A 26,384-nucleotide genomic window follows, 5' to 3' on the forward strand; every position below is an offset into this window, starting at 1 on the left:
CTTGCTGGGGTGGAGCTTCTGTTCCGTTCGCCGGGCGGATCCGGTCCGCGACGGCTGTCGGGGCGGGGCTTCTGTTCCGCCCACCGGACACACCCGGCTCGCGGTGCCTGCTGGGGCGGAGTTTCCGTTCCGTTCGCTGGACGGATCCGATCCGCGACGCTTGCTGGGGTGGAGCTTCTGTTCCGTTCGCCGGGCGGATCCGGTCCGCGACGGCTGTCGGGGCGGGGCTTCTGTTCCGCCCACCGGACACACCCGGCCCGCGACGCCCGCCAGGGCGAAGCTCCCGCAGAAGTCCGTGAAGGACTCCCTGAGGGAATCAGAGTCCCTCAAGGCGTCCTTCACGGACCTCCGCATCGCATACCAGGCCTCGCGCACAGCCGAGGTCGAGCGGTGCGCCTCCCGCCGCGAACCACCGCCGCGAGCCAACCGAGGTTCCTTCTCCACCAGGAGCTCGCGTCGATCAGCCCCGGGCCGAACCGTCCGCCAAGGGGCGGGCCCCGGAGAGCCCTCCGTCCGCCGATTGGACGGAGATCACTGGCCGAACCGGCCGCCACGAGGAAATCCATGTCGGAACTGTCGGGGGTGTAGGTGAGAATGCATCTCGTGCCTCGTCTCGGTTCCGGTATTCCGCTCGTCGCCCGTACGCAAGAGATGCGGCGGCTGCGAGCGGCCTTCGCGCGCGCAGAGCGCGGAGAAGCAGGTGCGGTGCTGATCGCGGGCGACGCCGGGGTCGGCAAAACCCGCCTGCTCACCGCGCTCGGGGAGCACGTCGCCGGTTGTGGCGGGCTCGTGCTCACCGGCCGGTGCATCGACGTGCGCGACGGCGGTCTGCCCTATCTCCCGTTCGCCGAGGCGCTGGCCCCGCTGGGATCGTCGGCCGATCCCGCGGTTTCGGCCGCGGTGCGGGCGCGGTCCGCGCTGGGGATGCTGCTGCCGCAAGGCGGCGATCCGCAGCCCGCGGCCACCGGCGACCACGGTCAGGTTTCGGAAGGGGAGCGCGAGGGCGTCCGCCGGGTGCGGCCCGAGCAGGACCTGGGGCAGCTCCAGTTGTTCGACGCGGTACTGGGGGTGCTGACCGAGGTCGGCCAGGAGCAGCCGGTCGTCGTCCTGCTCGAAGACCTGCACTGGGCGGATTCCTCCACCCGCAACCTGCTGTCCTTCCTGCTCAGCCGCCTGCGCGCGCAACGCTTGCTGGTTGTCGCCAGCTATCGCGAGGAAGACGTCCACCGCAGGCATCCGCTGCGCGGCCTGCTGTCCGAGCTGGTCCGGCTGAACACTGTCGAACAGGTCGCGCTGGCCCCGTTCGGCCCGGCCGACGCGCGCGCGTTCGTCGCGGCGCTGGCCGAGGAACCGCTGTCGCCGGACGTGGTCGCGGACATCGCCGAACGGTCCGAGGGCAACCCGTTCTTCGTCGAGGAACTCCTCGCCACGGGGGCGGACTGCCAAGATCTCCCGGCCGGGCTCGCCGAAGTCCTCCTGGCCCGGCTCGAACGCTTCCCCGCCGAGACACGCCGGGTCCTCCGCGTCATCTCGGTCGCCAACGAATCGGTCTCGCACGCCGCGCTCGCGCAGGTCGCGGGTATCGGCGACTTGGAGCTGGACGAGGCGCTGCGCGAAGCCGTGCAGCACCACGTCCTGGTCATCGAGCACGGTTTCTACACTTTCCGCCACGCCTTGCTGCAGGAAGCGGTCTACGCTGACCTGCTTCCCGGCGAGCGCACGCGGATGCACGCCGGGTACGCCGCGCGGATCCAGTCGATGCCGCAGGGCCGCGGCCACGACGCGAAGCTGGCCTTCCACAGCCTGGAAAGCCGGGACTTCGACACAGCCCTTCCCGCCTTGCTGCGCGCCGCGGACGAAGCGGAAAAACTCGGCGCGCCCGGTGCTGCTTTGCGGCACATCGAGCAAGCACAGTCCATTTGGGACGTCGTGGCCCCGGAAAACCGTCCCGACGGCGTCGATGAGCTGAAGCTGCTCAGCGAGGCCTCGTACTTCGCCGGCACTTCCGGCGAACCGGAGCGTGCGGTGGCGTACGCGCGGTCGGCGACCGAAGCGCTCAAGCCGGACGCGTCGCCCGAACACGCGGCGAAGGTCTGGCGTCGGCTGGCCGAAACGCTGCTCACGCTGGAAGGCACGTTCGACGAGGCGGTCGGGGCGATCGAGCGCGCTTGGGAACTGGTCGCCGAGCGGGAACCGAGCGGTGCGCGGGCCTGGGTGCTGGCTTCGCGGGCCGGGTTCCAACGGCTGCGCGACCAGCCGGACGAGGCGTTGGCCAGCGCGCACACCGCGGTTGCCGACGCACGCGCGGTAGGTGCAGTCGGGGCCGAGGCATCGGCGCTTGTCACGCTCGGCACGTTGGCCGACAGCGCGGGTGACGCCGTCGAGGCCCGCGAGCGTTTGCAGGAAGCCGAACGCAAGGCACACGACGCGGGAGCCTTGAACGTCGAGATCCGCGCGATGTACTTCCTCGCCCTCAGCTACGACGACCAGGCCGAAATGGACCTCGCGCTCGCGCACGCCGCGCGCGGAGTCGCCCGGGCCGAGGAAACCGGACTCACCTGGAGCACGTACGGGCTGGAGCTGCGCGCCCGGTTGCTCTACTTGCGTTACCTCAGCGGGGACTGGCCGAAGGAGGACGCCGCGGGGCGCGCGAGACGAGGCGTGTCCAGCGCGGTCGCCGCTCGGATTCTGGCCAACTGGGTGCTGTTCCTGGTGGGCCGCGGCCGGTTCGACGAGGCGGCCAAGGCGTTGCCCAGGCTCCGGCAGCAGTGGATGGCGGACCTGCAGATCGCGCTGGCGGCCGGGGACGCCGCGATCGAACTGGCGGTCTGGCGCGGAGAGCACGCCGAGGCGTTGCGGATCACCGACGAATTGGTGCAGTGGCTGGAGAAGGTCGAGACCGCGCTGCTGGGCGGGATTCGGATCGTGGCCTTGGCGATCCCGTCCGCCGCCGCGTTGGCTGCCGAGGCCCGGGCCAAGGGCGACCAGTCCGCGGCGGACGGTTTCGCGGCGGTCGGCCGCCGGCTTCGGGAACACGGGCGACGTTGTGCTGCCGAAGGGCATCCGCGCTCCGGGACCATGGGCCCGGAAGGGCGGGCTTGGCTGGCTCGGATGGAAGCCGCCGCGTCAGCGCTGGAAGGTCCGGCGGATCCAGACCTGTGGGGGGAAGCAGCCGAGGCGTATTCCTACGGCGCGATCTACGAACAGGCGGTCTGCCGATGGCGGCAGGCGGAAGCGTTGCTGGCCACTGGACGGCCTGGTGCGGCGGAAGCGTTGGAGGCCGCGCATTCGGTCGCGGTGAAGCTCGAAGCTGTTCCCCTGCGTGACGCGGTGCGGGATTTGGCGCATCGGGCTCGGGTCGAGCTGTCGGGGGTTGAAGCAGCGGCACCCGCGCGGCCGCAGCTGAACCCGCTGACCGATCGCGAACGGGATGTACTGGAGCGCGTCGCGCTTGGCCGCACCAATCGGCAGGTGGGGGAGGAGTTGTACATCAGCGAGAAGACTGTGAGTGTGCACTTGTCCCGCGTAATGGCGAAGCTGGGCGCGAGCCGCCGGGCCGAAGCCGTCGCGATCGCTTACGACCGAGGCTTGCTCACCGCTCCCGAGTAAGGGCCCTGAGGGGAACCCTCAGGGACTCCAAGTCCGTGAAGGTTCCCCGCCCGGACACCTCAGCGCCCCGGCAGCCGCCGCAGCAGTTTCATGCTGATCGTCATGAAGCGGGCCCACACAGAGCCCGGCACTCCCTTGGGCGGCCGCAATCCCATTCCCCGCTGTACGGCGATGGACTGTGGTTCGGTGTACTTCAGCAGGCCTTCAGCGCCGTTGCGGCGTCCGGCACCGGATTCCTTCATGCCTCCCATTGGCACGCCGACTGTTCCGAAGGTCGCTGCGTAACCCTCGTTGACGTTCACGGTGCCTGCCTTCAGCCGGGCGCCGACTTCCCAGCCAGCTCGGCCGTTTCGCGTCCAGACGCTCGCGTTCAACCCGAACGGTGTGTCGTTCGCACGCTCGATCGCGTCCGTGACGTCGTTGTACCCGTAGATCGACACCACCGGTCCGAACGTCTCCGAGGCGAACGGCGTCATCCCTGGCCGCACGTCCGTCAGCACCGTCGGTTCGTAGAACAACGGTCCGAGGTCCGGCCGAGCCCGCCCGCCGGTCAGCACCCGCGCGCCCTTCGCCCGGGCGTCCTCCACATGCGCGGACACCGTTTCCAACTGGCTCTTCGACGTCAACGACCCCATCCCGGCGTGGTAGTCCAGCGAGCCGCCAAGCCGCAACGCAGCTGTCCGCGCCACGAATTCGCGCGTGAACTCCTCGCGGATGCTGTCGTGCACGTAGATCCGTTCCACGGACACACACAGCTGTCCCGCTGACGAGAAGCACGCCGTCACCGCGCCCGCGGCGGCCTTGGCGATGTCCGCGTCCGGCAGCACGATCATGGGATTCTTGCCGCCCAGTTCGAGCGAGTAGCTGGTGAGCCGTTGCGCGATCCGGCCTGCCAGGTCCTTCCCGGTCGGGGTGGAGCCGGTGAAGCAGAGGTAGTCGCATTCCTCCAGCAGCGCGTCGCCGATCTGCGAGCCCCGGCCCAGCACGATCTGCCACAACCCCGCGGGCAGCCCGGCCTCCTCGGCCAGTTCCTGCAGCCACAGCGCGGACAGCGCGGTCTGGTTGTCCGGTTTCTGCACCACCGCGTTTCCGGCGACGAGCGCGGGGAACACGTCCATCGCGGTCAGCGCGAGCGGGTAGTTCCAGGGCGAGATGATTCCTACGACGCCCTTGGGGTGGCGCAGTTCGCCCGCACGGGTCAGGCCCGGGATCACGCCGGGTGCGCGGCGCGGCGAGAGGATCTTCGCGCTGTGTTTGCCGTAGTAAGCGGCGACCAGGACGGTGGCGCTGACCTCGTCGAACGCGTCGATCCGGGCCTTGCCTGCTTCGACCTGGACCAGGTCGAGGACTTCCGCCTGTCGCGCGAGCACCAGGTCGTGCAGGCGCAGGAGGAACTGCTGCCGCCGGGCCACTGACAGTGCTGCCCACTCGCGCTGGGCTTCCCGGGCGGAGGCGAACGCGGCGCGTACTTCGGCGTCGTCGGCCTGGGGGAGCGAGGTGATCGGCTGCCCGGTGAAAGGCGCGGTCATCTGCACCGGTGCGTTGTCGGCGCCCCCGGTCACGCGGGCTGCCAGCGCGGCGGCGCGGGCCGCGGACGGAGCGCCTGCCACGCCGCCGACGGTCGCGGGCAGGGGCTGGCCGGTGAGGTTCGCCGGGGTCGTACTCGTCATCGAGCGCACCTTCTTCCGTGCGGGGCCGGGTGTTACCGACGAGTACACCATACCGGCGGTATGGACACTAGTCGCCCGAATACAGCAGCACGGCGATCCGCTTCCACTCCTCCAGCAGCTGACGGCGCCGCCGCGGGTCGCCGCCCAGTTCGGCGTCGAGGGCGAGTCCCCGGGTGAGGTTCACGGTGAGCCAGAACAGCATCTCCGCGCGTTCTTTCGGCAGTTCGCCGGCGACTTCGCTGATGTGTCCCAGCGTCGCCCGGCCCAGCGCGCGGTCCACCGGGCGGATCGCCGCGCGCAGTTCCGGGTCGGTGCGGGCGGCGACCCACAGCTCGGTGACCGCGGTCGACAGCGTGCCCGAGTAGCCCTCCCACAGCAGGTCGATCGCCGCCGCGACGCCCGACGCGCCGCCCGGCAGCGAGCCGAGCGAGGCGGCGAGCTGGGTGCGCAGTTTCGTGGTGAGGTGCTCGACCGCGGCTGCCATCAGCTCGGCTTTCGTGGCGAAGTAGTGCTGCACCGCGCCCTTCGAGACGCCCGCGCGGGTGCAGATCTCCTGCACCGACGCCCGCGAGTACCCGATGTCGACCAGGCAGTCGATCGTCGCGTCCAGCAGGGCGGTGCGCGTCTGCTCGCGGCGTTCGGCCTGGGTGCGGTGTCCCCGGGCGACCTCAGTCATCGCGGCTCCTGCTTTACGTACCGGACGGATGGGATGTACATTCCGCTCAGAACTTACCTGCCAAGCGTCATGTTTTCCAGTTCGCGGGAGGCCCAGCCGTGCCGTTGCAGACCCAGAAGAGCTCGTGGAGCACCACCGAACTCGAAGACCTCCGGGAGCTCGCCCGGTCGTTCCTGCAGAAGGAATTCGTGCCGAACCAGGAACGCTGGGCGGCGGAGAAGAAGCTCGACCGGGAGATCTGGACCAAGGCGGGCGAACTCGGCCTGCTGTGCCTGTCGATCCCGGAGGAGTACGGCGGGGGCGGCGGCACGTTCGCGCACGAGGCCGTGCTGTACGAGGAGCAGGCTCGCGCCGGGGACAGCGCGTGGGGCGTCACCGTCCACAGTGGAATCGTCGCGCACTACATCCTGGCGTACGCGTCGGAGGAGAAGAAGCGCGAGTGGCTGCCGAAGATGGCCACCGGCGAGATGGTCGGCGCGGTCGCGATGACCGAACCGGGCACTGGTTCAGACCTCCAGAACATCAAGACCCGCGCGGTCCGCGACGGCGACCACTACGTGATCAACGGCGCGAAAACGTTCATTACCAACGGTTTCCACTCCGACCTCGTCGTGGTCGCGTGCAAGACCGACCCGGACGCGGGTGCGCAGGGCGTCTCGCTGATCGTGGTCGAGACCGACACCCCGGGCTTCCGCCGCGGCCGCGTGCTCGACAAGGTCGGGCTCAAGGGGCAGGACACCGCCGAGCTGTTCTTCGACGACGTCCGCGTGCCCGTCGCGAACCTGCTCGGCGACGCCGAGGGCCAGGGCTTCATCCAGCTGATGCTGCAGCTGCCGCAGGAGCGGCTGATCATCGCCGTGACCGCGGTCGCGGGCCTGGAAGCCGCGGTGAACCTGACCATCGACTACACCAAGGAACGCACGGCGTTCGGCCGTCCGATCTTCAACTTCCAGAACACGAAGTTCAAGCTCGCCGAGGCGGCGACGGAAGCCGCGGTTTCGCGCGCGTTCCTCGACCAGTGCATCGAACGGCACCTGCGCGGCGAACTCGACGTGCAGGGCGCGGCGATGGCGAAACTGTGGACCACCGAGCGGGTGAACAAGGTCGTGGACGACTGCCTGCAGCTGTTCGGCGGCTACGGCTACATGACCGAGTACCCGATCGCGCGGGCCTGGGCGGACGTGCGGATCTCGCGGATCTTCGGCGGCACCAGCGAGATCATGAAGGAAATCATCTCCCGCACGCTCTGAAAAACGTTGCCGCGAAAGGATTTTCCCGTGAAGCAAGGTCCGCTCGCCGGGCTGCGGGTGGTGGAGCTGGCCGGGCTCGCGCCCGCTCCGTTCGCCTGCATGATCCTGGCCGACCTCGGCGCCGACGTGATCCGCGTCGACCGCGCCACCCCGGGCGCCGACGTGCTCGCCATCCCGAACGACCCGCTCGCCCGCGGCAGGCGCTCGATCGGCGTGAACACGAAAACGCCCGAGGGCGTCGAACTGGTGCTGAAGCTGGCCGAAAGCGCCGACGTGCTGATCGAAGGCTTCCGGCCGGGCGTCGCGGAGCGGATGGGCATCGGACCGGAGCAGGTGCACGCACGCAACCCGCGGCTCGTGTACGGCCGGATGACCGGCTGGGGCCAGGACGGTCCCCTCGCGTCGGCGGCCGGGCACGACATCAACTACATCGGCGTCGCCGGCGCGCTCGACCCGATCGGCCGGGCGGGCGAACGCCCGGTGCCGCCGCTCAACCTGGTCGGCGACTTCGGCGGGGGCGGCCTGATGCTCGCGATGGGCGTGCTGGCCGCGCTGCACGAGCGCACGACGTCCGGGCGCGGCCAGGTCGTGGACGCGTCGATGGTGGAAGGCGCGGCGCTGCTGACCACGAGCTTGCACGGGATGCGCGCGGCAGGCGTGTGGCCGGGGGAGCGCGGCGAAAACCTCCTCGACGGCGGCGCCCCGTTCTACGACACCTACGAGACCGCGGACGGCAAGTACGTCGCCGTCGGCGCGATCGAGATGCGGTTCTGGGCTGACCTGGTCAAGGTGCTCGGGCTGGAGAACGAGGACCTGCCGATGCACGTCGACCAGAGCCAGTGGCCGCGGCTGCGCAAGATCCTGGCGGAAGCGGTCGGCCGGTTCACCCGCGACGAACTGGTCGCGCGGGCCGAGGGCACCGACGCGTGTCTCACCGCGGTGCTGTCGCCGTGGGAGGCCGCCGAACATCCGCAGAACGCGGCGCGCGGAACGTTCGTGGACATCGGCGGCACGGTGCAGCCCGCGCCCGCGCCGCGGTTCGACCGGACGCCCGCCGCCACGCCGGAGGCGCCGCACGAGAAGGGCTCGGACACCGCGGAAGTGGTGGCGGAGCTGGGTTACGACGAGCCTGGGGTCGCGGCGCTGCGGGAGGCGGGCGCGATCTTGTGAGGCGCGCTCACAACGGCAGATCGGAACGGACCACCGAGTAGAGGAGGTGATCGCGCCACTGTCCGTCCCGGAAGTCGAACCCGCGCAGGATCCCCTCGCGGGTGAACCCGGCCTTCTCCAGCGAACGCTGCCCGGCCCGGTTGCCGACCTCGGTGCTGGCCTCGACGCGGTTGAACTGCGTGTGCGCGAACAGGTAGCGCACGAGCTCCCGCTGCGCCTGCGCGCCGAGGCCGTGCCCGCGCGCCTCCGGCAGCAGGACCATGCCGATGTTCCAGCAGTAGGTGTGCGGGCCGGTCCGCGTGCGATGCCACGACACGAGCCCGAGCGGGCGTTCGTCGAGCGCGGGGACGAGCATGCCGTTGTCGGTGGTCAGCATGCCGTTTTCGCGCCAGAGCCGCCGGATGTAGCCGGGGTCGTGCCAGCCGAACCACTGGTGCTCGCCGACCGTCTCCGGGTCGTTGGTCAGCGCCTCCAGCAGACCCAGGTCGGACTCGCGCACCGGGCGGAGAGTCACTGCGCCGTCGTCCATCGGCGGAGCGTACCGGGGCGCCGTCCGGGACTTGATCACCCGTTGGTGACCGGCGTCACCCGGCCGTGAGCTTTCTGGCTGGATCCGGGCCTGCGACGGGCCATTCCGCCGCGCCGTCACTACAGTGGGAGCCGACTCTGCCGAGGCGGGGCCGGCGTCCGACCCGGAGGCCGGGTGAGCGGAGGGAACGAAACCATGTCGAGCGGCCTGAAGAAGATCGTCGTCGTCGGAGTGGTCGCGCTCGTGCTGTTCTTCCTGATCACGCAGCCCACCAACTCCGCGGCCTTCGTGCACCGCGTGCTCGGCTGGCTCAAGGACGGCGCCGAGGCGATCGTCACCTTCTTCAAGAGCCTCTTCGCCTGACCCCGCTTTTCCTGCCCGCCGGGACGCCTCCGCGCGTCCGTCCGGCCAGCTAGTCACGCATCGTCACCGGATCCCGGGATTCGGGCACTTCGCTCGACCATCCGGGTGGATTGGCCCCTGAAACCGCCTGGTCACCGAATTTCCGGGGTCCGGGGTATGGCGGAGAAAGCGGGTGCCGCCCTACGGTGCTCACATTGCGTGATCAGCCGGTTCTCCGGTCCCCCGGGAACCGGGTCACGGCGGGTATTCGGCCCGGTCACGCGTGGGGTGCCAGTCGTGGACGCGCAACGGGGCAGGCGGTCGAAAGGCCTGCCCGTCGGGGACCGATGAGGAGGCAGGGATGACCGGAGATCCCGGAGTGGACGCGTTGATCCGGCAGTGGTCGGCCGAGCGCGAGAAGACCCCTGAGGAGCAGGAGGTCGATCGCATCGCCTCGGCCTGGCTGGCCGACGCGCCGGCCGCTCCGCCCGGCATTCCCGGCCAGCGCGCCCGGTCCGGACCCGCCCGCTGGGCCCCGGTCGAGGCCGCCGATCCCGGCTACCTCGACGCGATGCGCGCCCGGCTGCCGGAGGTTCCGGAGGAGCTGCTCGTCGCCGCCGCGGGCTGGTGGCAGATGGTCGGCGACGTCGCCGAAGCGCAGCAGTGGTGGGACGCCGGCATCAGCCCGCTGGACCAGCGGGCCCTGGACTACCGGGCGGCCGGTCTCGCGCCGTCCGATCTGGCGCGGCGGCTCGGCCCGATGACGGTGCTGCAGCACCTTCGCCGCGGCAGTGCGCCCGCGTGGTGCGTCGCGCGGTTGGCGCGGCAGCAGAAGCCTGCCTGACCACCCCCGCCGGACCGCCCGTGGGTTGCCGGGCGGCTGGCCTTGGGGAAGCGTGAATTCTCCGATGGTGTTTCGCGCGGCTCGCGCGGCGAATGAAGCCTGTTTGGCAGCTGTGTTGCCTGGTCGGTGAATCGGCCAGGCAACACGGCGAAGCTGCCTTCGCGGCATCGCCGGAGCAGCGGAAGCCTCTTTGCCAGGACTCCGGACGCGGCTGAATACGGCGTGCGTCCTCTCTGCCGGTGTTGCCTGGCTGCGGCCGCACACCGCATCGGCGGTCGAAGCGCAGCCTGCGTGACGAGACCGCTTCACTGGTCGGCGAACCGAAGCAGCGGTGCCTGAGCGGCTCTGCGACCGGTCAGCCAATCTCACCTGGGCCTGGGGCTCGTGGTGTTTGTGTGGCGTCGACTGTCCGCCTGGCGGAACCCGGATTACCCGGCTGGGTGAACCGGCGTGGCGGGGGCCATGGCGATGCGCGCGTAACGCTAACCTGCGCGGGCTCGTTGAGTGTTGCGAACCCCCAAGCCATGCTGGAGGACCGGAGTTTCGTGCCCGCCACCGGACAGACCCCCGACACCGCGCGGACCGGGGACGAGACCGCGGCTCCCGCTGCCGCCCCCTCGCCCGCCCGTCGCGGTCACGGCGCCGCTATCGCGGTGCGGCTCGCCGTCGTCGTCGCGGTGCTCGCGGTCGCGGGCGGCGGGGTCTGGATCGTCACCAGGGCGGCCGCCCCGGAAGCCAGCCCGACCACGACGGACATCCCGGCGCTGAGCGTCAAGGCGGTCGACGTCAAGCCGGGTTCGATCGCGCCGGTCAACGCCGTCGCCGCGGGCGGCGCTGCGGATCAGGGCACCGCGCCGCAGTCGGCGCGCCCGACCGGCGGCGACCCGCTGCAGGGCTGGGCGGACAAGGTCGCGCCGGCCACCGGCATCCCGGCCCGCGCGGTGCGCGCGTACGGCAACGCGGAACTCGCGATGCGCGAGGTCGACCGCGGCTGCCACATCTCCTGGGCGACGCTCGCCGGCATCGGCCGCATCGAGTCCAACCACGGCCAGTACGGAGGAGCGGTCCTCGGCGCGGACGGCCGCCCGTCGAAACCGATCATCGGCGTCCCGCTCGACGGTTCCTCCGGCGTCCGCGCGATCAGCGACACCGACGGCGGCCAGCTCGACGGCGACCCGGTCGCCGACCGCGCGGTCGGCCCCATGCAGTTCATCCCGGGAACCTGGCGGAAATGGGCGTCCGACGCCACCGGCGACGGCCGCGCCGACCCGCAGCAGATCGACGACGCCGCCCTCACCGCCGCCCGCTACCTGTGCGCGGGCGGCCGCGACATGGCCAGCCCGGCGGGCTGGTGGGCGGGGATCCTGTCGTACAACAACTCGACGGAGTACGCGCAGAAGGTCTTCGGCCTGGCCGACGGCTACGCGAAGGCGGCACAGAAGGTGCAGGCGGGCTGAGGTTCGAGCCGCCGGACCCCGCACTGTCCGCGGCCTGGCCGACGGTTGCGCCGAAGGTGCTGGCGGGCTGCCGCATCTCGCATCGTCCGGTCTGGTCGAAGGTCGCGCAGAAGGTGCAGGCGGGCTGAGGTTCGAGCTGCCGCATCTCGCACTGTCGGGCGTGGCCGACGGCTGCAGAGAAGGTTGCGTCGAAGGGGCAAGCACGCTGAGGTTCGAGCCGCCGGACCCCGCACTATCCGGCCTGGCCGACTGTTGCTCCGAAGGTGCAGGTGGGCTGCGGCGAGGGCCGCCGCATCTCGCACCGTCCGGTCCGGTCGACGGCGGCGCAGAACGGGCAAGCGGACTGAGGTCCGAGCCGCCGCACCTCGTACTCTCCGGCCTGACTGACGGCTGCGCCGAAGGTGCAAGCTCTCCGACACCCAGCCCGCCACGCCTCGCCCCTCCGGCCCGGTTCTCCGCCCCTCGTCCGTCAGGGCCGCCTTCACGGACTTGGATTCCCTCAAGGTTCCCCTCACGACCCGCCGCGCGCGCAAGCCTCCGAGATCCGCTAACCACCTCCGGCACCTCAGCCCCCGCGAATCCGGCCGCGAGCCGCGCGGGTGGGGCCCCGGTCACGACCTCGCCGCCTCTCAGCAACGCTTTCTCGCGCCAGTGCTAGCGTCGATACCGTGCCTGCAGATCCCGGCCCGGCCGTGTCCCCGCTCGGGCGCCGGCTCATGATCGTCGCCACGAGCGTCGTGAGCCTGGCGCTGTGCTGCGGGCTGGCCTGGTGGCAGTGGGACCGGTTCACGTCCGCCACCGGCACCTTCCAGAACCTCGGCTACGTGCTGCAATGGCCGCTTTTCGGGCTCTTCCCCGCGTTCATGTTCTGGCGCATCAAGAAACTGCGCGAACGCGAAGAGGAAACCGCCGGACAACCCGAGCTGACAGCTCCGGCCCCGGTTCGCGTGCCCGCGCCGCGACCGGCCGCCGCGCCCGTCGAAGAAGACGACGAACTCGCCGCCTACAACCGCTACCTGCGCGAGCTCAACGCCCGCGACCAGCAGTCCTGAACGCCCGCGGAAGTGAGGACGCTCCCATGACGACCAGCACCGACGGTGCCGCCCCTGCTCGACAGTCGAAGGTGTCCGGCTCGCTGACCCGGTTCCGCGCCAGCGCGTACGTGACCGGCGTCGGCCTGCTCGCCCTCTGCGCCACCATGATCATCGAGTACGGCTTCGGCAACGCGACGCCCGCCCAGGTGTACTCGCCGATCCACGGCGTGCTCTACATGATCTACCTGGTGCTCACCATCGACCTCGCGATCAAGGCCCGCTGGTCGATCAAGAGCACCGTCCTGGTCCTGCTGGCCGGATGCGTCCCGTTCGTGTCGTTCGTCGTCGAGCGCCGGGTGACACACCGGGTGCAGGCCGGGCGCGACATCTTCTGAGCGGCGAAAAAACCGCGGCGCCCGGGAACTTCCGGGCGCCGCGGTTTTTTTCGTGCCAGGGGTCAGGAGCCGAAGCCGATGCCGGTCAGCGACCGGACCTCCATCTCCGCGTGCTTGGACGAGTCGCCCTTCGAGCGGCCGACGAACGTGCCGATCGCGCCGCACAGGAACGACACCGGGATCGACACCAGGCCCGGGTTCTTCAGCGGGAACCAGTGGAAATCGACGCTCGGGAAGATCGAGTCCGGCGCGCCCGACACCACCGGCGAGAACAGCACCAGCACGACACACGCGATGAGCCCGCCGTAGATGCTCCACAGCGTGCCGGTGGTGTTGAACCGCTTCCAGAACAGCGAGTACAGCAGCGTCGACAGGTTCGCCGACGCCGCCACCGCGAGCGCGAGCGCCACGAGGAACGCGATGTTCTGGCCGTTCGCGAGGATGCCGCCGACGATGGCGAACACGCCGATCACGACCGCGGTCAGCCGGGCGACCCGGACCTCGTCCTCCGGCTCCGCCTTGCCGTCCTTGATGATGTTCGCGTAGACGTCGTGCGCGAACGAGGCGGACGCGGTCAGCGTCAGCCCGGCCACCACGGCGAGGATCGTCGCGAACGCGACCGCCGAGATCACGCCGAGCAGCACCGTCCCGCCCACGTGCAGGGCCAGCAGCGGCGCGGCCGAGTTCTCGCCGCCGGGCGCGGCCTTGATCTCGTCCGGGCCGACGATCGCCGCCGCGCCGAAGCCGATCACCAGCGTGCACAGGTAGAACACGAACATGCAGGCGGTCGCCCACACCACCGAGCGGCGCGCTTCGCGGGCGTTCGGCACGGTGTAGAAGCGCATCAGCACGTGCGGCAGCGAAGCGACGCCGAGCACCAGGGCCAGCGACAGCGACACGAAGTCGAGCTTCGTGGTGCCGTTCTTGCCGTAGGAGCCGCCGGGGGAGAGCAGGTCCTTGCCCATCGGGCTGTGGTCGGTGGCCGCGCGGAGCAGGTTCGAGAAGTTGAAGCCGTACTTGCCCATCAGGAAGACCGTGATCAGCGAGGCCGCGGTGAGCAGGATGGTGGCCTTGATGATCTGCACCCAGGTGGTGCCCTTCATGCCGCCGAGCAGCACGTAGGAGATCATCACCAGCCCCACCACGGTGATCACCAGCGCCTGGCCCCACTTGGAGTGGACGTCCAGCAGCAGCGCGACCAGGCCGCCCGCGCCCGCCATCTGCGCGAGCATGTAGAAGAAGGAGATCACCAGCGTCGACGTGGCCGACGCGGCGCGCACCGGGCGCTGCTTCATCCGGAAGCTGAGCACGTCGCCCATCGTGAAGCGGCCGGTGTTGCGCAGCAGTTCCGCGAGCAGCAGCAGGTCGACGAGCCACGCGACGAGGAAGCCGATGGAGTAGAGGAAGCCGTCGTAGCCGTTGATCGCGATCGCGCCGGCGATCCCGAGGAACGAAGCCGCGGACAGGAAGTCGCCGGACAGCGCGACGCCGTTCTGCCGTCCGGTGAAGGCGCTGTCGGCGGTGTAGTAGCCCGACGTGGACGAGCGGCGGTTGCCCGCGCGGTAGACCACGTACAGGGTGATCGCGACGAACAGCGCGAACACCCCGGTGTTGATCAACGGGTTGCTCGCCGAAGCTCCTTCCGCGAGCGAAGTGGTGGTCACTGAGGGGTTCCTTCCGTGCCGGCGGCGGCCTGCGCGCGGATCTCGGCGGCGCGCGGGTCCATCTCGCGGTCGGCGAAGCGGACGTACAGCGCGGTGATCGCCGCGGTGGTGACGAACTGGCCGAGGCCGAGCAGCATGCCGACGTTGACCAGGCCGAAGACCGGCGTGCTCATGAAGTCGCTCGCGTAGGCGGCGAGCACGACGTAGGCGAGGTACCAGGCGAAGAACCCGATGCTCATCGGGAACACGAACCGGCGGAAGCGGCTGCGCAGCGAGCGGAACTGGGGGCTGCGCTGGATCTGCTCGTAGTCCGGGCCGCGCTTGCGGCGCCTGCCGCGCGGGGCGGCGTCGCCTCCTTCGCGGTCGAACAGCGCGGGCATCTGGCCGGTGTCCTCGGCCGTGGCGGCCGTCCCGGTGGTGCGCGCGACGTTGTGCATGGCTGCCTCCGGCAACTTGCGCGGTGGATGGCGGCGGGCATTGATCGAGAAAGCGCCCGGATCGCCCTTGCGGACTGGAGGCGGCCATAGTAACGACGCCGCCGGAACGCGGAAAAAGCCGGTTCGCGAGGGCACCGGAAATTCCTTTTCGCCCGGGAAATAGCGTGAAACGGCGAGTCCGGGCAGATCACAGGCTGATCACTCGCAATAGTGAGGACCCCTGTCACGGGGAGTCGCCGGGGCCGGTCCGGGTTGCGGCAGATGGCGGAGTGACGGGCCGGTCAAGATCCAATACGGTGACCGGTCGTAGCCGCCGGGCGGGGCGGCCGCTCCGTTTCGGCGGGCAGGCCGGCGGCCGGGCGGGGATTCCCAGGCAGGGAAGGGAGGCTGGCAAAAATCACCGGGTCGAGCGGCGCGTCACTGCATCTCCACAACATCGGGTTCAACTTCGGGGTGCACCCACTCGATGGGGGCACGGAGCGTAGTCCCATCGAGGGTGTCGCTTACCCTGTGTGGGCTAATCGGGTGACGGCCGTACGCCGGAGCCGAGAGCGGCGGGTAACCGGAATTCCCGCGCCGGGCGATCCTTGTCGAATCGGCGGCTCCGGGTTCGCGCGGCCCGACTATTTTCCCAGGTCAGCCCCCCGATGCGGAACGCAATAACGCGGGCGGCGATTGGTGTACGATTCTTTGGCCCCAGCCGCCCGCAGCGATCGATAAGGCGCAGACAAGTTGATCTCGACCACCGCCGTGCAGTCCGCAAGTTGCGTCGTGCACGTGCATAGTCCCGGGAAGCCGATCGCCTCCCGGACCGGTGCCGGATCAGCGAGGTCGGGTCCGCCCCCGGTCGGACGCGCGGGCATGCGGACCGCGGGATTCCGCGCCGGGAGCGCGTTGCGCGCCGGGAGCGCGGAGAGCCGCGGGAACCGCCGACGGGCCGCCACGACGCCGGACAGGGAGTCACTTTCGTGACCGTAGGAGAAGGCCAAGTGCCTGTGGAGAAGCTGCTCGGCCGCCCGCCCAAGCGGCCGCGCTCGTCGTCGGGCTGGCGGGCGGCGTTGCGCTGGCGGGACTGGAGCCTGCCGGTCAAGCTGTCCGCGGTCACGATCGTCCCCATCGTGCTCGCGCTCGTCCTCGGCATCACCGCGATCGCGGGCCAGGTCTCGCGATCGAGCGACTACCAGCGCATCGACCGCCTCGTCGGGCTGAGCACCCAGCTGCGCGCGCTCACCGACGGGCTGCAGCGCGAACGCACCCAGACCGCCGCCCAGCTCATCGCGGGCACCTCGGGCGTCACCCCCGAACTGAAGGCCGCCCGCGCGGCCACCGACGCGGCGGTCGCGCCGTTCACCGAGGCGGCCGCCCGGGTCGGCGCCGACGGCTCGAGCGTGTCCGGCGCGGTGAACTCGGCGACCGCGCAGGTCAACGAGATCGCGGTGATCCGCCAGCAGGTCGGGGCCGGCCTGCTGAACGCGGCCGAGGCCGTCGGCGACTACAACGCCGTCACCAGCGCGCTGATCGGCGCCGACACCGCGGTGTCGGCGGGCGCGAGCGCCGACGCGCTCGGCAGCACCCCGAGCGCGCTGCACGACCTCGAAGCCGCCAAAGAACAGGTGTCGGTCACCCAGTCCCTGGTCGGCTACGGCATCTCCGCCGGCACGCTCACCCCGCAGCAGCTGAGCGACGTGCGCGACGCGGAACTGCGTTTCGACGACCGCGTCGCCGACTTCAACGCCGCCGCCACCGCGCCGCAGCGCCTGGACTTCGAGAGCACGATCAAGCCGGACACGTCCTACGACCGCAAGCGGATGCTCGGCACCGTGCTGGGCGGGCAGGGCGTCTCCACCGACGACGCGCTCAAGCGGATCTCGCCGCAGGAGTGGAACAAGTCCTCGAGCGCGGTGGTCTCGCAGCTGAGCGAGGTCTCGGGCCGGATCAGCAACGACCTCACCGCCGCGTCGTCCCAGCTGGTCGAGGACGCCGGCAGCAGCGCCGGTCTGCTGGCCGTGCTGCTGTTCGCGGCGCTCGCCGCCGCCGCCGCGGTCGTGTTCGTCATCGCCCGCCAGCTGCTGCGCTCGCTGAAGATCCTGCGCCGCAGCGCGCTGGACGTCGCGGAGAAGGACCTGCCCGAGGCGGTCCGCAACATCCAGGAGGGCCGCGCGCAGAGCGTCGAGGTCGAGCCGGTGCCGCTCCAGGTGCAGGACGAGGTCGGCGAGGTCGCGCGGGCGTTCGAGAAGGTGCACAGCCAGGCGCTGCGGCTCGCGACCGAGCAGGCCGCGATGCGTGCCGGCTACTCCAGCGTGTTCGTCAACCTGTCGCGCCGCAGCCAGAGCCTCGTGCAGCGCCAGCTGCAGCTGATCGAGCGGCTGGAGCGCGACGAGGAGGACGCCGACCAGCTCGCCACGCTGTTCCAGCTCGACCACCTCGCCACCCGGATGCGGCGCAACAACGAGAACCTGATGGTCCTCTCCGGGGCCGAGCCGGGCCGTCGTTCCGGCCAGCCGGTCGCCACGCACGACGTGCTGCGCGCCGCGGTGTCGGAAATCGAGCAGTACCAACGGGTTTCCGTGCAGCACCCGCCCGCGGTGAAGATCGTCGGGTTCGCCGCGAGCGACGTCCAGCGGCTCATCGCGGAGCTGCTGGACAACGCGACCGCGTTCTCCGCGCCGGAGACCCAGGTGACGGTCGCGACGCGGCTCGCCGAGGACGGTTCGCTCAACGTCGACATCCTCGACAAGGGCATCGGCATGAACGAGTACGAGGTGGTGGAGGCCAACGGCCGGCTCACCGACTCGGGCTCGGTCGACCTCGCGACCTCGCGCCGGATGGGCCTGTTCGTGGTCGGCCGCCTCGCCGGCCGCCACCGCATCGGCGTTTCGCTGCACGGCGGCAAGGACATCGTCGGCGTGCGGGCCACCGTGGTGGTTCCGCCGGAGCTGGTGATGACCGGGCTGGCCACCGTGCCGGGCGACCGGTCGGAACCCGGCCAGCTGCCCGGTCCCCAGGCGAGCCTCGCCGCCCCGCCCGTCGCGCCGGGCGGGCTGCCCCGCCGCCAGCGCCCGGCCAACGGGTCGGCCGTGCCGGGCCTCGTTCCGCAGCAGGGCAACAACTCCGAGGAAACCCAGCGCTGGCCGTCGGCGGGCGACCTCGCGGGCTTCTCCGGGGACAAGGTCGCGCGTCCGCCGTCGGACCTCGAGGTGTCCGGCACCGCGCTGTTCAGCCCGATCCCGCGCGACGACGACACGCCCGCCCCGCCGCCGCCCGCGCCGAAGCTGCCGCAGATCGTCGACGTCCCGCCGCCGCGCCCGGAGCCCGAACCGGAACCGGACGCGGAAACCCGCGACGAGCGCGACGGCGAACTGCCCTCGGGCAAGGACCTCTTCTCCGCGGCCAACGCGACGACGCTGAGCGACTGGTGGAACCAGGCCGCGCAGCAGGTGCCGGAGGTCCCGCCGCCGTCCGCGGCCGAGACGACGATCGAGAACACGCCGATCTTCGACGAGATGCTGTCGGCCTGGTTCCGTTCGCCCGCACAGCCTCCGCCCGCCGCCCCGGCTGGTTCGTCGGCGTCGGCTACGTCCTCGGCGTCGTCGGCGTCGGGCAAGGCCGCCGCCGAGCAGGAAGCGGACGAGGAACAGCAGCAGCGCAACTGGGATTTCGCGAGCGACGAAAACTGGCGGACAGTGCAGGCACTGTCCCAAGTGGAGCCGACCGCGTTCACCAAGTCGGGCCTGCCCCGGCGCCGCCGCGGCGAACAGCTCATGCCGGGCAGCGCCACGCCGGAGCCGTCGGCTCCCTCGGCTGAAACGCAGGGCAGTGGTCTCTCTGGCCTCTCGGGTTCCTCGGACCTCCCGGTCCGCGACCCGGCGGACGTGCGGGGACGGCTGAACAGCTTCCAGCGCGGCGTCACGCGCGGTCGCCAGGAGGTCCGCGGGACGCCCGCCGAGCCGGAAACCACTGGCAGCACTCCGGATTCCGGTGCTGCGGGCACGGTGGACACTTCGGACACCTCGAGCGCCACGACGTCGCCGGAGCGGGCTCGCGCCCACGACGCGGCGATCCGGCGGCGGCAGACGGTCGCGGGCGCGTTCGGCGTTCCCGCGGACCAGAACCGTCCCGGCGGGATGCCGCAGCGCACCCCGGGTTCGGCCGCTTCGTTCGGCGGCCAGCCCGAGTCCGGCGCGACGGACGCCCCCGCCGGGTTCGGCGGACGGCCCGCGGACGCGGACTCGCCGGACGAGACGGCTCCCGTCCCCGCCGTGCCTCCGGCGTTCGACCCGAACGGCGGATGGCCGCGCCAGTCGGCCGCCGCGCGCACGGAACTGCCCGCGCCGCAACCGAACCGGACGGTCCGCCCGGACAAGCCGGACAACCTGCCGACCCGTCGCAAGGGCGCGAGCAGCCTCCCGCCCGTTCCGCCGACCGCCGATCCGAACCAGGTCCCGGCGGCAGTGGCCGGGCTCGAGGCCGCGGTCTCCGGAACGGGACAGACTCCCGCGTCGCAGGCGGCCCAGGCTTCGGCGAACGGCCAGACCGCGGCGCCGGAGAAGACGGACAGTCCTTCCGCGAACGGACCGGCTGCGCCTGTCTCAGCGCAGGGCACGGAGCAGACGTCGCTGTGGGGCAAGCCCGCGGAGAACCCGGTGCCCGGCAAGGCTTCGCCGTTGACGACGTGGCGCAGCGCCACGCAGTCTCCGGCCGCCGCGCCGAACCGGCCGACGGAGAACGCGGCGCAGTCCGGCACGACGGCGGACCAGGCTCCGGCTCCGGCTCCGGCGCAGGGGCTGGCCGGGGGACTGGGCCAGACCCGGGTTCCGGGCCAGAGCCTCCCGGGCCAGACCGGAACGCCTGGGCCGACCGCGTCGCCGAACCAGTCCGGAACGCCGGGCCAGTCCGCGTCGCCGAGTCAGTCTGGAACGTCGGGCCAGTTTGGAACGTCGGGCCAGGCCGCGACAACGGGACAGACCGCGTCGCCGAGCCAGTCCGGAGCGCCGGGCCAGGCCGCGGCACCGGCCAAGACCGGGTTGTGGGGTCAGCCGCTGGTGCCGGGACAGGCTCCGTCGCGGCAGTCCTCCGCGGGGCAGGACGCCCCGCAGGCGCCGTCTGTGCCGTCTGGGCCAGCCGGCTCCGACGGTCCGGCGATCCCCGCCCCAGAACCTGCCGAAGCTACCGCTGAGTGGAACTTCGGTTCCGACGAAGGGTGGCGGACAGTCCAGTCGGTGTCCCAGTCGACGCCCGCTTCCTTCACTTCGGCAGGATTGCCCCGGCGCCGCCGGGGCGAACAGCTTCTTCCCGGCAGCGCACCGCCGCCCGCCGGGTCGGCGAGCCCCCGTCCGTCCCGCGACGCGCACGACGTGCGCGGTCGCCTGAGCAGTTTCCAGCAGGGGATCCAGCGCGGCAGGCACCGCACCGCGCAGGCCGCTGAGACGAACCACGAAACATTGGAGGGTGAATGACCTCGCCGAATGCGGCCCAGCCGCAGCAGAACCAGTTCGGCTGGCTGGTGAACGACTTCGCCGACCGCGTCCCGGGCGTCGCGCACGCGGTCGTCGTGTCGGCCGACGGTCTCCTGCTGACGGCCTCCAACCGGCTGCCGCTCGACCGCGCCGACCAGCTCGCCGCCGTGGCGTCCGGGCTCGTCAGCCTCACCCAGGGCGCCGCCCGGTGCTTCGAGGCTGGCTCGGTGCGCGAGACCGTCGTCGAGATGGAACTCGGCATCATGGTGCTGATGTCCATCAGCGACGGATCCTGCCTGGCGATCCTCGCCGCGCCCAACTGCGACATCGGGCAGGTCGCCTACGAGATGACCATGCTCGTCGACCGCGTCGGCCAGATCCTGACCCCCGAGCTGCGCGCGCAGCTGCAGGGAGCCGGGGGCTCGCTGATCGGCGAACCGGTGGGATGATGGCGCGATGAGCCAGGGGTCCGGATTGTTCGGCGATGAGCCCGGTACCGGCGGCGAACCCCCGCGCGGGGAGGAGCCCGCCGCCGGGGACGACGGCACGTTCGCCGACGTCCTCAACGGGTTCAGTCTTGATTCGGGCCGCTCGCGCAGAAAACGGAAGAAGAGCGGCAAAGAAACGAAGGAATCCCAGTCCCCAGCGCCGCCCGCCGCGGGAGCGCACGCGGCAGCGGACCCGCCGCCGGCACCTGTGCCGCCGGCCGACCAAGGAGATGGTGTGACCTCTCTCGTCTCTCCACCGGGCAGTACGGACTCCGACGGCCCCAGACCAGGCGGGCTCTTCGACCCGGGACCGCCGAGCGGCGAGTTCTCGATGCCGTCGGCGATCGTCCGTCCCGAGCGCCACGATCGGGTGGACCCGGCCGAGGAGACGTCGATCGTGCGCCCGTACGCTCTCACCGGCGGGCGCACCCGGGCGAACTACGCGCTCGAACTGGAGACTCTGATCTCCACCAAAGACCATGTCGCCGCGGGGGGCTTCCCCCAGGCGGCGGCGGAACAGATCGAGAGCATCTCGATCATGGAATCGTGCCGGACCCCGCGTTCGGTGGCGGAGATCGCCGCGGTGCTGTCGGTGCCGCTGGGGGTGGCACGGGTGCTGATCAGCGACGCGGCCGACGCCGGCCTCGTCACCGTGCACCGGACGATCTCGGGCCAGGACGGCGCCGAAGCACACTTGATGTTGATGGAAAGGGTTTTGAGTGGACTCCGTCGGCTTTAAGGCACCGCGGGAAACCGCGCCCCCGACCATGACATCGGCGAAGATCGTGGTGGCGGGCGGCTTCGGAGCGGGCAAGACGACCTTCGTGGGTTCGGTGTCGGAAATCGTTCCGCTCACCACCGAGGCGATGATGACCGACGCCAGCCGCGGCATCGACAACCTCGACCAGACCCCGTACAAGACGACCACCACGGTCGCCATGGACTTCGGCCGCGTCTCGCTCGACGCGGACCTGATCCTCTACCTGTTCGGCACGCCCGGCCAGCAGCGGTTCTGGTTCATGTGGGACGACCTGGTGCGGGGCGCGATCGGGGCGGTCGTGCTCGCGGACACCCGGCGGCTCGCGGACTCGTTCGCGCCGATCGACTTCTTCGAGGACCGCGGACTGCCGTACATCGTCGGGGTCAACACGTTTGACGGAGTGCTGGAACACGACATCAATGATGTGCGCGAGGCGCTGTCCATTGATTCGAGCATTCCGATCGTGCGGTGTGACGCTCGGGAGCGGGAATCTACGAAGCAGACGTTGATCACGCTGGTGGAGTATGCGATGCGGCAGTGGATCGCGCTTAGGGCTGCGAAGGCGCATCAGTAGTTAGCTCGGGTCGGGTCGGGTTGCACGGCGCGGCAAGCTGTGTTTGATGGCGCCGGCTTCGCCGTCGCGGGCGGGATCGCCTTTAGTCGGTGTGCGGAGGGGGGGTGTGCGCGGCCTGGGGGCCGAGCACACCGCCCCTCCGCACGCCGACGCGATCCCGCGTTGTGGCTGGGTTTTGGGGTTAGGGCTTGGAGCGGTGCCGGAGTAGGTTCGTGCGGTCGGTGGCGTTGGTGAAGGGGCGTTTGTCTCCGCCTAGGACGACTGGGTGGATGCAGATCAGGTATTCGTCTATGAGGTTGCGGCGGCCTAGTTCTGCGGCTAGGGCGTAGCCGCCCATCAGGACGATGTCGCCGGTGTGGTGGCGGCTTTGTGTTTGGCGGCTTCTTCGGTGAGGTCGCCGGTTGCGATTTGGGTGTTCCAGGCCGCCGTGGCGAGGGTGCGGGAGAAGACCAGTTTCGGCTTCTTTCGCCAGATCGGGGCGAAGGCCAGGTCGTGCGGGTGGTTTGAGATGGACTCCGCCTCGGGCCAGTAGCTCGACATCATTTCCCATACGCGGCGGCCGTGGGCGAACATTCCGGCGCGGGTGGACAGTTCGTTCGCGTAGTCCGAGAGTTCGGGCTGGACATCGGGCGCGGAAGTTTTCACTGGACCAGGGCGCGTCCGAGCAGGGGGAAACCCGCGGACGGGCGACCCTGAGAGCTGGGTCACTTCGGGCTCGGGTTTCCAATAGTAGGAAGTCCTAGTAAATTGGGAGGATGAGCGGCAGCGACCTGTACCGTCCCGCGAACCCGGTCCGGTTCGTCACGGCGTCCAGCTTGTTCGACGGCCACGACGCCTCGATCAACATCATGCGCCGGATCCTGCAGTCCCAGGGCGCGGAGGTGGTGCACCTCGGCCACAACCGCTCCGTCGACGAGGTGGCCACGGCCGCGATCGCCGAGGACGTCCAGGGCGTCGCCATTTCCGCTTACCAGGGCGGGCACGTCGAGTACTTCAGCTACCTCGTCGAGCTGCTGAACGAGCGCGGCGCGGGGCACATCAAGGTGTTCGGCGGCGGCGGTGGCGTCATCGTGCGCGAGGAGATCGACCTGCTGCATTCGCGCGGCGTGACGCGGATCTTCTCGCCGGAAGACGGCTACGAGATGGGCCTGCCGGGCATGATCAACATGATGATCAAGGCCTGCGACAGCGACCTGTCCGCGCAGCCGCCCGCCTCGGTCGAGAAGCTGCTTTCCGGCGACGTGCCGGCGCTCGCGCGGGTGATCACCCAGCTGCAGCGCGAGAACCTGCCCGCCGAATGGCTGTCGGCGATCACCGAGGCCGCTGGACAGAAGCACGTGCCGGTCCTGGGCATCACCGGCACCGGCGGGTCCGGCAAGTCGTCGCTGACCGACGAGCTGATCCGCCGCTTCCGGCTCGACCAGGAAGACAAGCTGCGCATCGCGGTGCTCGCGGTGGACCCGTCGCGGCGCAAGGGCGGCGGTGCGCTGCTCGGCGACCGGATCCGGATGAACTGCCTCGGCAACGGGCCCGCCGGCCCTGGAGGCAATGGCACAGTGCCGGTGTACTTCCGCTCGCTGGCCACTCGTACGACCAGCGGCGAGATTCCGGCCGGGCTGAGCGAGTCGATCCTCGCCTGCAAGGCCGCCGGGTTCGATCTGGTGATCGTGGAGACGCCGGGGATCGGCCAGGGCGACGCGGGCATCGTCGACTACGTGGACGAGTCGCTGTACGTGATGACGCCGGAGTTCGGCGCCGCGTCGCAGCTGGAGAAGATCGACATGCTCGACTTCGCCGACGTGGTCGCGATCAACAAGTTCGAGCGTCGCGGCGCCGAGGACGCGCGTCGTGACGTCGCGCGCCAGATGGTGCGCAACCGCGAGGCGTTCGGCTCCGCGCCCGAGGAAATGCCGGTGTACGGCACGAGCGCGGCGAAGTTCAACGACGACGGCGTGACCGCGCTGTACCAGCACCTGCGCGACCTGCTCGCCGACCGCGGGCTGTCGGTGTCGGCCGGTACGCTGCCCGCGGTGTCGGGCAAGGTCTCGACGGACGCCAGCACGATCATCCCGGGCAACCGGGCGCGTTACCTCGCCGACATTTCCGAGACGGTGCGCGGATACCACGAGCAGACCGAGAAGCAGGTCGCCGCGGTCCGCAAGCACGAGCACCTGGCCGAGGCCAAGGCCGCGCTGTCCGAAGTGGACGCGAACACCGACGCGCTGGACGGCCTGCTCGCCGCCGCGGAGTCCGATGTGGACGGCGAGTCGACAAAGCTCCTCGAACGGTTCCGGGCGCTCGCCGCGGAATACCGGCAGGACGAGCTGGTGGTGAAGATCCGGGACAAGGAGCTGCACACCCAGCTGTGGCGGGAAACCCTGTCCGGCAACCGGATCCCGCGCGTGGCGTTGCCGCGCTACACCGAGTCCGGCGAGCTGCTTTCCTTCCTGCGCCGGGAAAACCTGCCCGGCTACTTCCCGTACACCGCGGGCGTGTTCCCGTTCAAGCGCGAGGGCGAGGACCCGGCGCGGATGTTCGCCGGCGAGGGCGACGCGTTCCGCACCAATCGCCGGTTCAAGCTGCTGTCGGCCGATTCCGAGGCCAAGCGGCTGTCCACGGCGTTCGACTCGGTCACCCTCTACGGCCACGACCCGGACACCCGCCCGGACATCTACGGCAAGGTCGGCACCTCCGGCGTCTCCATCGCGACGCTGGACGACATGAAGGCGCTCTACGACGGTTTCGACCTGACCGCGCCGAACACCTCGGTGTCGATGACGATCAACGGCCCCGCGCCGACGATCCTCGCGTTCTTCCTCAACACCGCGATCGACCAGAAGTTCGCCGCGTTCCGCGAGGAGCACGGGCGCGAGCCGTCCGAGGCCGAGGCCGCCGAAGTGCGCGAGTGGGCGCTGAAGAACGTCCGCGGCACCGTGCAGGCGGACATCCTCAAGGAAGACCAGGGCCAGAACACCTGCATCTTCTCCACCGAGTTCAGCCTCCGGATGATGGCCGACATCCAGGAGTGGTTCATCCAGCACGGGGTGCGCAACTTCTACTCGGTGTCGATCTCCGGCTACCACATCGCCGAGGCCGGGGCGAACCCGATCTCGCAGCTGGCCTTCACGCTCGCCAACGGGTTCACCTACGTGGAGTCGTACCTGGCGCGCGGCATGGACATCGACGATTTCGCGCCGAACCTGTCGTTCTTCTTCTCCAACGGGATGGACGCGGAGTACTCGGTGCTCGGCCGGGTCGCGCGGCGGATCTGGGCCGTGGCGATGCGCGAGCGCTACGGCGCGAACGACCGCTCGCAGAAGCTCAAGTACCACGTGCAGACCTCCGGCCGGTCGCTGCACGCGCAGGAGATGAGCTTCAACGACATCCGCACCACGCTGCAGGCGCTCTGCGCGCTGTACGACAACGCGAACTCCTTGCACACCAACGCGTTCGACGAGGCGATCACCACGCCTTCGGAGTCCTCGGTGCGCCGCGCGATGGCCATCCAGATGATCATCAACAAGGAGTGGGGCCTGTCGAAGAACGAGAACCCGCTGCAGGGTTCGTTCGTGATCGACGAGCTGACCGACCTGGTCGAGGAGGCCGTGCTCACCGAGTTCGACCGGATCTCCGAACGCGGTGGCGTGCTCGGCGCGATGGAGACCGGCTACCAGCGCGGCCGGATCCAGGACGAATCGCTGCTGTACGAACGCAAGAAGCACGACGGCTCGCTGCCGATCATCGGCGTCAACACCTTCCGCAACCCGAAGGCGGGGGAGGACGACGTCGAGGTGGAGCTGGCCCGCGCGACCGAGGACGAGAAGCAGTCGCAGCTGCGCAGGCTCGCCGATTTCCAGCAGGGGCACCGCGAGGAGGCCCAGCAGGCGCTCAAGGCGCTGCGCGACGCGGCCACCCGCGGCGGCAACCTGTTCGACGTGCTGATGGATGCCGCGCGGGTGTGCTCGCTCGGTCAGATCACCGAGGCGTTCTTCGAGGTCGGCGGCCAGTACCGGCGCAACGTCTGACGCC

The 26,384-nt window shown here is 70.4% G+C and carries 20 protein-coding genes; 13 read left to right on the plus strand and 7 right to left on the minus strand.

What is annotated here, in order from left to right; translation table 11 throughout:
* The first annotated feature begins 594 nt into the window (after window positions 1-594).
* On the plus strand, window positions 595-3,609 hold the full coding sequence (locus ACZ7SW_RS33045) for a helix-turn-helix transcriptional regulator (protein ID WP_470234274.1): 3,015 nt from the start codon (window positions 595-597) through the stop codon (window positions 3,607-3,609).
* Between the two features lie 59 nt (window positions 3,610-3,668).
* On the opposite strand, the gene ACZ7SW_RS33050 is transcribed toward ACZ7SW_RS33045, so the two are convergent.
* Together ACZ7SW_RS33050 and ACZ7SW_RS33055 are read right to left on the minus strand one after the other, a co-directional pair.
* Window positions 3,669-5,279 (minus strand): succinic semialdehyde dehydrogenase, encoded by a 1,611-nt coding sequence (locus ACZ7SW_RS33050; RefSeq protein ID WP_470234275.1) that lies wholly within the window; start codon window positions 5,277-5,279, stop codon window positions 3,669-3,671.
* A 67-nt stretch (window positions 5,280-5,346) separates the two neighbouring features.
* On the minus strand, window positions 5,347-5,955 hold the full coding sequence (locus ACZ7SW_RS33055) for a TetR/AcrR family transcriptional regulator (RefSeq protein ID WP_470234276.1): 609 nt from the start codon (window positions 5,953-5,955) through the stop codon (window positions 5,347-5,349).
* A 98-nt stretch (window positions 5,956-6,053) separates the two neighbouring features.
* On the opposite strand from ACZ7SW_RS33055, the gene ACZ7SW_RS33060 reads away from it, so the two are divergent.
* Window positions 6,054-7,205: an acyl-CoA dehydrogenase family protein gene (locus ACZ7SW_RS33060; RefSeq protein WP_470234277.1), complete on the plus strand. Its 1,152-nt coding sequence runs from the start codon at window positions 6,054-6,056 to the stop codon at window positions 7,203-7,205.
* A 27-nt stretch (window positions 7,206-7,232) separates the two neighbouring features.
* Complete coding sequence (locus ACZ7SW_RS33065; protein ID WP_470234278.1) at window positions 7,233-8,375, plus strand: CaiB/BaiF CoA transferase family protein; 1,143 nt, start codon at window positions 7,233-7,235, stop codon at window positions 8,373-8,375.
* Between the two features lie 7 nt (window positions 8,376-8,382).
* Here the strand turns inward: ACZ7SW_RS33065 and ACZ7SW_RS33070 are convergent, their stop codons facing one another.
* On the minus strand, window positions 8,383-8,904 hold the full coding sequence (locus ACZ7SW_RS33070) for a GNAT family N-acetyltransferase (RefSeq protein WP_470234279.1): 522 nt from the start codon (window positions 8,902-8,904) through the stop codon (window positions 8,383-8,385).
* Between the two features lie 195 nt (window positions 8,905-9,099).
* Here ACZ7SW_RS33070 and ACZ7SW_RS33075 point away from each other — a divergent pair, with 195 nt between their 5' ends.
* The 5 genes from ACZ7SW_RS33075 to ACZ7SW_RS33095 all read left to right on the plus strand — a co-directional run bounded on the left by ACZ7SW_RS33075 (window position 9,100) and on the right by ACZ7SW_RS33095 (window position 12,976).
* Window positions 9,100-9,267 carry a hypothetical protein gene (locus tag ACZ7SW_RS33075; RefSeq protein ID WP_162836029.1) on the plus strand — a complete coding sequence of 56 codons (168 nt, stop codon included), beginning with the start codon at window positions 9,100-9,102 and terminating at the stop codon, window positions 9,265-9,267.
* Window positions 9,268-9,607: 340 nt separating this feature from the next.
* Window positions 9,608-10,090, plus strand: coding sequence for a hypothetical protein (locus ACZ7SW_RS33080; RefSeq protein WP_037713183.1), 483 nt, complete (start codon window positions 9,608-9,610; stop codon window positions 10,088-10,090).
* Window positions 10,091-10,614: 524 nt separating this feature from the next.
* A complete protein-coding gene (locus ACZ7SW_RS33085) occupies window positions 10,615-11,547 on the plus strand; it encodes a lytic transglycosylase domain-containing protein (protein WP_470234280.1) in 933 nt (310 codons plus the stop codon).
* Between the two features lie 716 nt (window positions 11,548-12,263).
* Complete coding sequence (locus tag ACZ7SW_RS33090; RefSeq protein WP_470234329.1) at window positions 12,264-12,599, plus strand: hypothetical protein; 336 nt, start codon at window positions 12,264-12,266, stop codon at window positions 12,597-12,599.
* Window positions 12,600-12,625: 26 nt separating this feature from the next.
* On the plus strand, window positions 12,626-12,976 hold the full coding sequence (locus tag ACZ7SW_RS33095; RefSeq protein ID WP_465353432.1) for a DUF3817 domain-containing protein: 351 nt from the start codon (window positions 12,626-12,628) through the stop codon (window positions 12,974-12,976).
* A 62-nt stretch (window positions 12,977-13,038) separates the two neighbouring features.
* Here the strand turns inward: ACZ7SW_RS33095 and ACZ7SW_RS33100 are convergent, their stop codons facing one another.
* Both ACZ7SW_RS33100 and ACZ7SW_RS33105 read right to left on the minus strand, forming a co-directional pair.
* Window positions 13,039-14,640, minus strand: a complete 1,602-nt coding sequence (locus ACZ7SW_RS33100; protein ID WP_470234281.1) for a solute symporter family protein — start codon at window positions 14,638-14,640, stop codon at window positions 13,039-13,041.
* Window positions 14,637-15,077, minus strand: a complete 441-nt coding sequence (locus ACZ7SW_RS33105; RefSeq protein WP_470234282.1) for a DUF485 domain-containing protein — start codon at window positions 15,075-15,077, stop codon at window positions 14,637-14,639. The genes ACZ7SW_RS33100 and ACZ7SW_RS33105 overlap by 4 nt, the downstream gene beginning before the upstream one ends.
* A gap of 968 nt (window positions 15,078-16,045) precedes the next feature.
* Between ACZ7SW_RS33105 and ACZ7SW_RS33110 the strand changes: the two genes are divergently transcribed.
* The 4 genes from ACZ7SW_RS33110 to ACZ7SW_RS33125 are packed head-to-tail and all read left to right on the plus strand — an operon-like array spanning window position 16,046 to window position 22,355.
* A complete protein-coding gene (locus ACZ7SW_RS33110; protein WP_470234283.1) occupies window positions 16,046-20,533 on the plus strand; it encodes a sensor histidine kinase in 4,488 nt (1,495 codons plus the stop codon).
* Window positions 20,530-20,982, plus strand: a complete 453-nt coding sequence (locus ACZ7SW_RS33115; protein WP_037809909.1) for a roadblock/LC7 domain-containing protein — start codon at window positions 20,530-20,532, stop codon at window positions 20,980-20,982. The genes ACZ7SW_RS33110 and ACZ7SW_RS33115 overlap by 4 nt, the downstream gene beginning before the upstream one ends.
* A 7-nt stretch (window positions 20,983-20,989) precedes the next feature.
* Window positions 20,990-21,760 (plus strand): DUF742 domain-containing protein, encoded by a 771-nt coding sequence (locus ACZ7SW_RS33120; RefSeq protein ID WP_470234284.1) that lies wholly within the window; start codon window positions 20,990-20,992, stop codon window positions 21,758-21,760.
* Complete coding sequence (locus tag ACZ7SW_RS33125) at window positions 21,741-22,355, plus strand: GTP-binding protein (RefSeq protein WP_093574469.1); 615 nt, start codon at window positions 21,741-21,743, stop codon at window positions 22,353-22,355. Before ACZ7SW_RS33120 ends, ACZ7SW_RS33125 begins: the two co-directional genes overlap by 20 nt.
* 181 nt (window positions 22,356-22,536) lie before the next feature.
* Here the strand turns inward: ACZ7SW_RS33125 and ACZ7SW_RS33130 are convergent, their stop codons facing one another.
* Both ACZ7SW_RS33130 and ACZ7SW_RS33135 read right to left on the minus strand, forming a co-directional pair.
* On the minus strand, window positions 22,537-22,692 hold the full coding sequence (locus ACZ7SW_RS33130) for a dihydrofolate reductase family protein (protein WP_470234285.1): 156 nt from the start codon (window positions 22,690-22,692) through the stop codon (window positions 22,537-22,539).
* Window positions 22,692-23,000 (minus strand): hypothetical protein, encoded by a 309-nt coding sequence (locus ACZ7SW_RS33135; protein WP_470234286.1) that lies wholly within the window; start codon window positions 22,998-23,000, stop codon window positions 22,692-22,694. The genes ACZ7SW_RS33130 and ACZ7SW_RS33135 overlap by 1 nt, the downstream gene beginning before the upstream one ends.
* A gap of 110 nt (window positions 23,001-23,110) precedes the next feature.
* On the opposite strand from ACZ7SW_RS33135, the gene icmF reads away from it, so the two are divergent.
* Window positions 23,111-26,380: a fused isobutyryl-CoA mutase/GTPase IcmF gene (icmF, locus tag ACZ7SW_RS33140; protein ID WP_470234287.1), complete on the plus strand. Its 3,270-nt coding sequence runs from the start codon at window positions 23,111-23,113 to the stop codon at window positions 26,378-26,380.
* Window positions 26,381-26,384: the final 4 nt, after the last annotated feature.

The sequence above is a fragment of the Amycolatopsis sp. NPDC114484 genome (assembly GCF_055633755.1).

What these genes read in the sequence shown, in the direction of transcription:
- ACZ7SW_RS33055 (WP_470234276.1), bottom strand. Translation starts at nt 5,955, where the DNA reads ATGACTGAGGTCGCCCGGGGACACCGCACCCAGGCCGAACGCCGCGAG.
- ACZ7SW_RS33090 (WP_470234329.1), top strand. Translation starts at nt 12,264, where the DNA reads ATGATCGTCGCCACGAGCGTCGTGAGCCTGGCGCTGTGCTGCGGGCTG.
- ACZ7SW_RS33085 (WP_470234280.1), top strand. Translation starts at nt 10,615, where the DNA reads ATGCTGGAGGACCGGAGTTTCGTGCCCGCCACCGGACAGACCCCCGAC.
- ACZ7SW_RS33070 (WP_470234279.1), bottom strand. Translation starts at nt 8,904, where the DNA reads ATGGACGACGGCGCAGTGACTCTCCGCCCGGTGCGCGAGTCCGACCTG.
- ACZ7SW_RS33045 (WP_470234274.1), top strand. Translation starts at nt 595, where the DNA reads ATGCATCTCGTGCCTCGTCTCGGTTCCGGTATTCCGCTCGTCGCCCGT.
- ACZ7SW_RS33130 (WP_470234285.1), bottom strand. Translation starts at nt 22,692, where the DNA reads ATGGGCGGCTACGCCCTAGCCGCAGAACTAGGCCGCCGCAACCTCATA.
- ACZ7SW_RS33080 (WP_037713183.1), top strand. Translation starts at nt 9,608, where the DNA reads ATGACCGGAGATCCCGGAGTGGACGCGTTGATCCGGCAGTGGTCGGCC.
- ACZ7SW_RS33075 (WP_162836029.1), top strand. Translation starts at nt 9,100, where the DNA reads ATGTCGAGCGGCCTGAAGAAGATCGTCGTCGTCGGAGTGGTCGCGCTC.
- ACZ7SW_RS33115 (WP_037809909.1), top strand. Translation starts at nt 20,530, where the DNA reads ATGACCTCGCCGAATGCGGCCCAGCCGCAGCAGAACCAGTTCGGCTGG.
- ACZ7SW_RS33120 (WP_470234284.1), top strand. Translation starts at nt 20,990, where the DNA reads ATGAGCCAGGGGTCCGGATTGTTCGGCGATGAGCCCGGTACCGGCGGC.
- ACZ7SW_RS33095 (WP_465353432.1), top strand. Translation starts at nt 12,626, where the DNA reads ATGACGACCAGCACCGACGGTGCCGCCCCTGCTCGACAGTCGAAGGTG.
- ACZ7SW_RS33050 (WP_470234275.1), bottom strand. Translation starts at nt 5,279, where the DNA reads ATGACGAGTACGACCCCGGCGAACCTCACCGGCCAGCCCCTGCCCGCG.
- icmF (WP_470234287.1), top strand. Translation starts at nt 23,111, where the DNA reads ATGAGCGGCAGCGACCTGTACCGTCCCGCGAACCCGGTCCGGTTCGTC.
- ACZ7SW_RS33105 (WP_470234282.1), bottom strand. Translation starts at nt 15,077, where the DNA reads ATGCACAACGTCGCGCGCACCACCGGGACGGCCGCCACGGCCGAGGAC.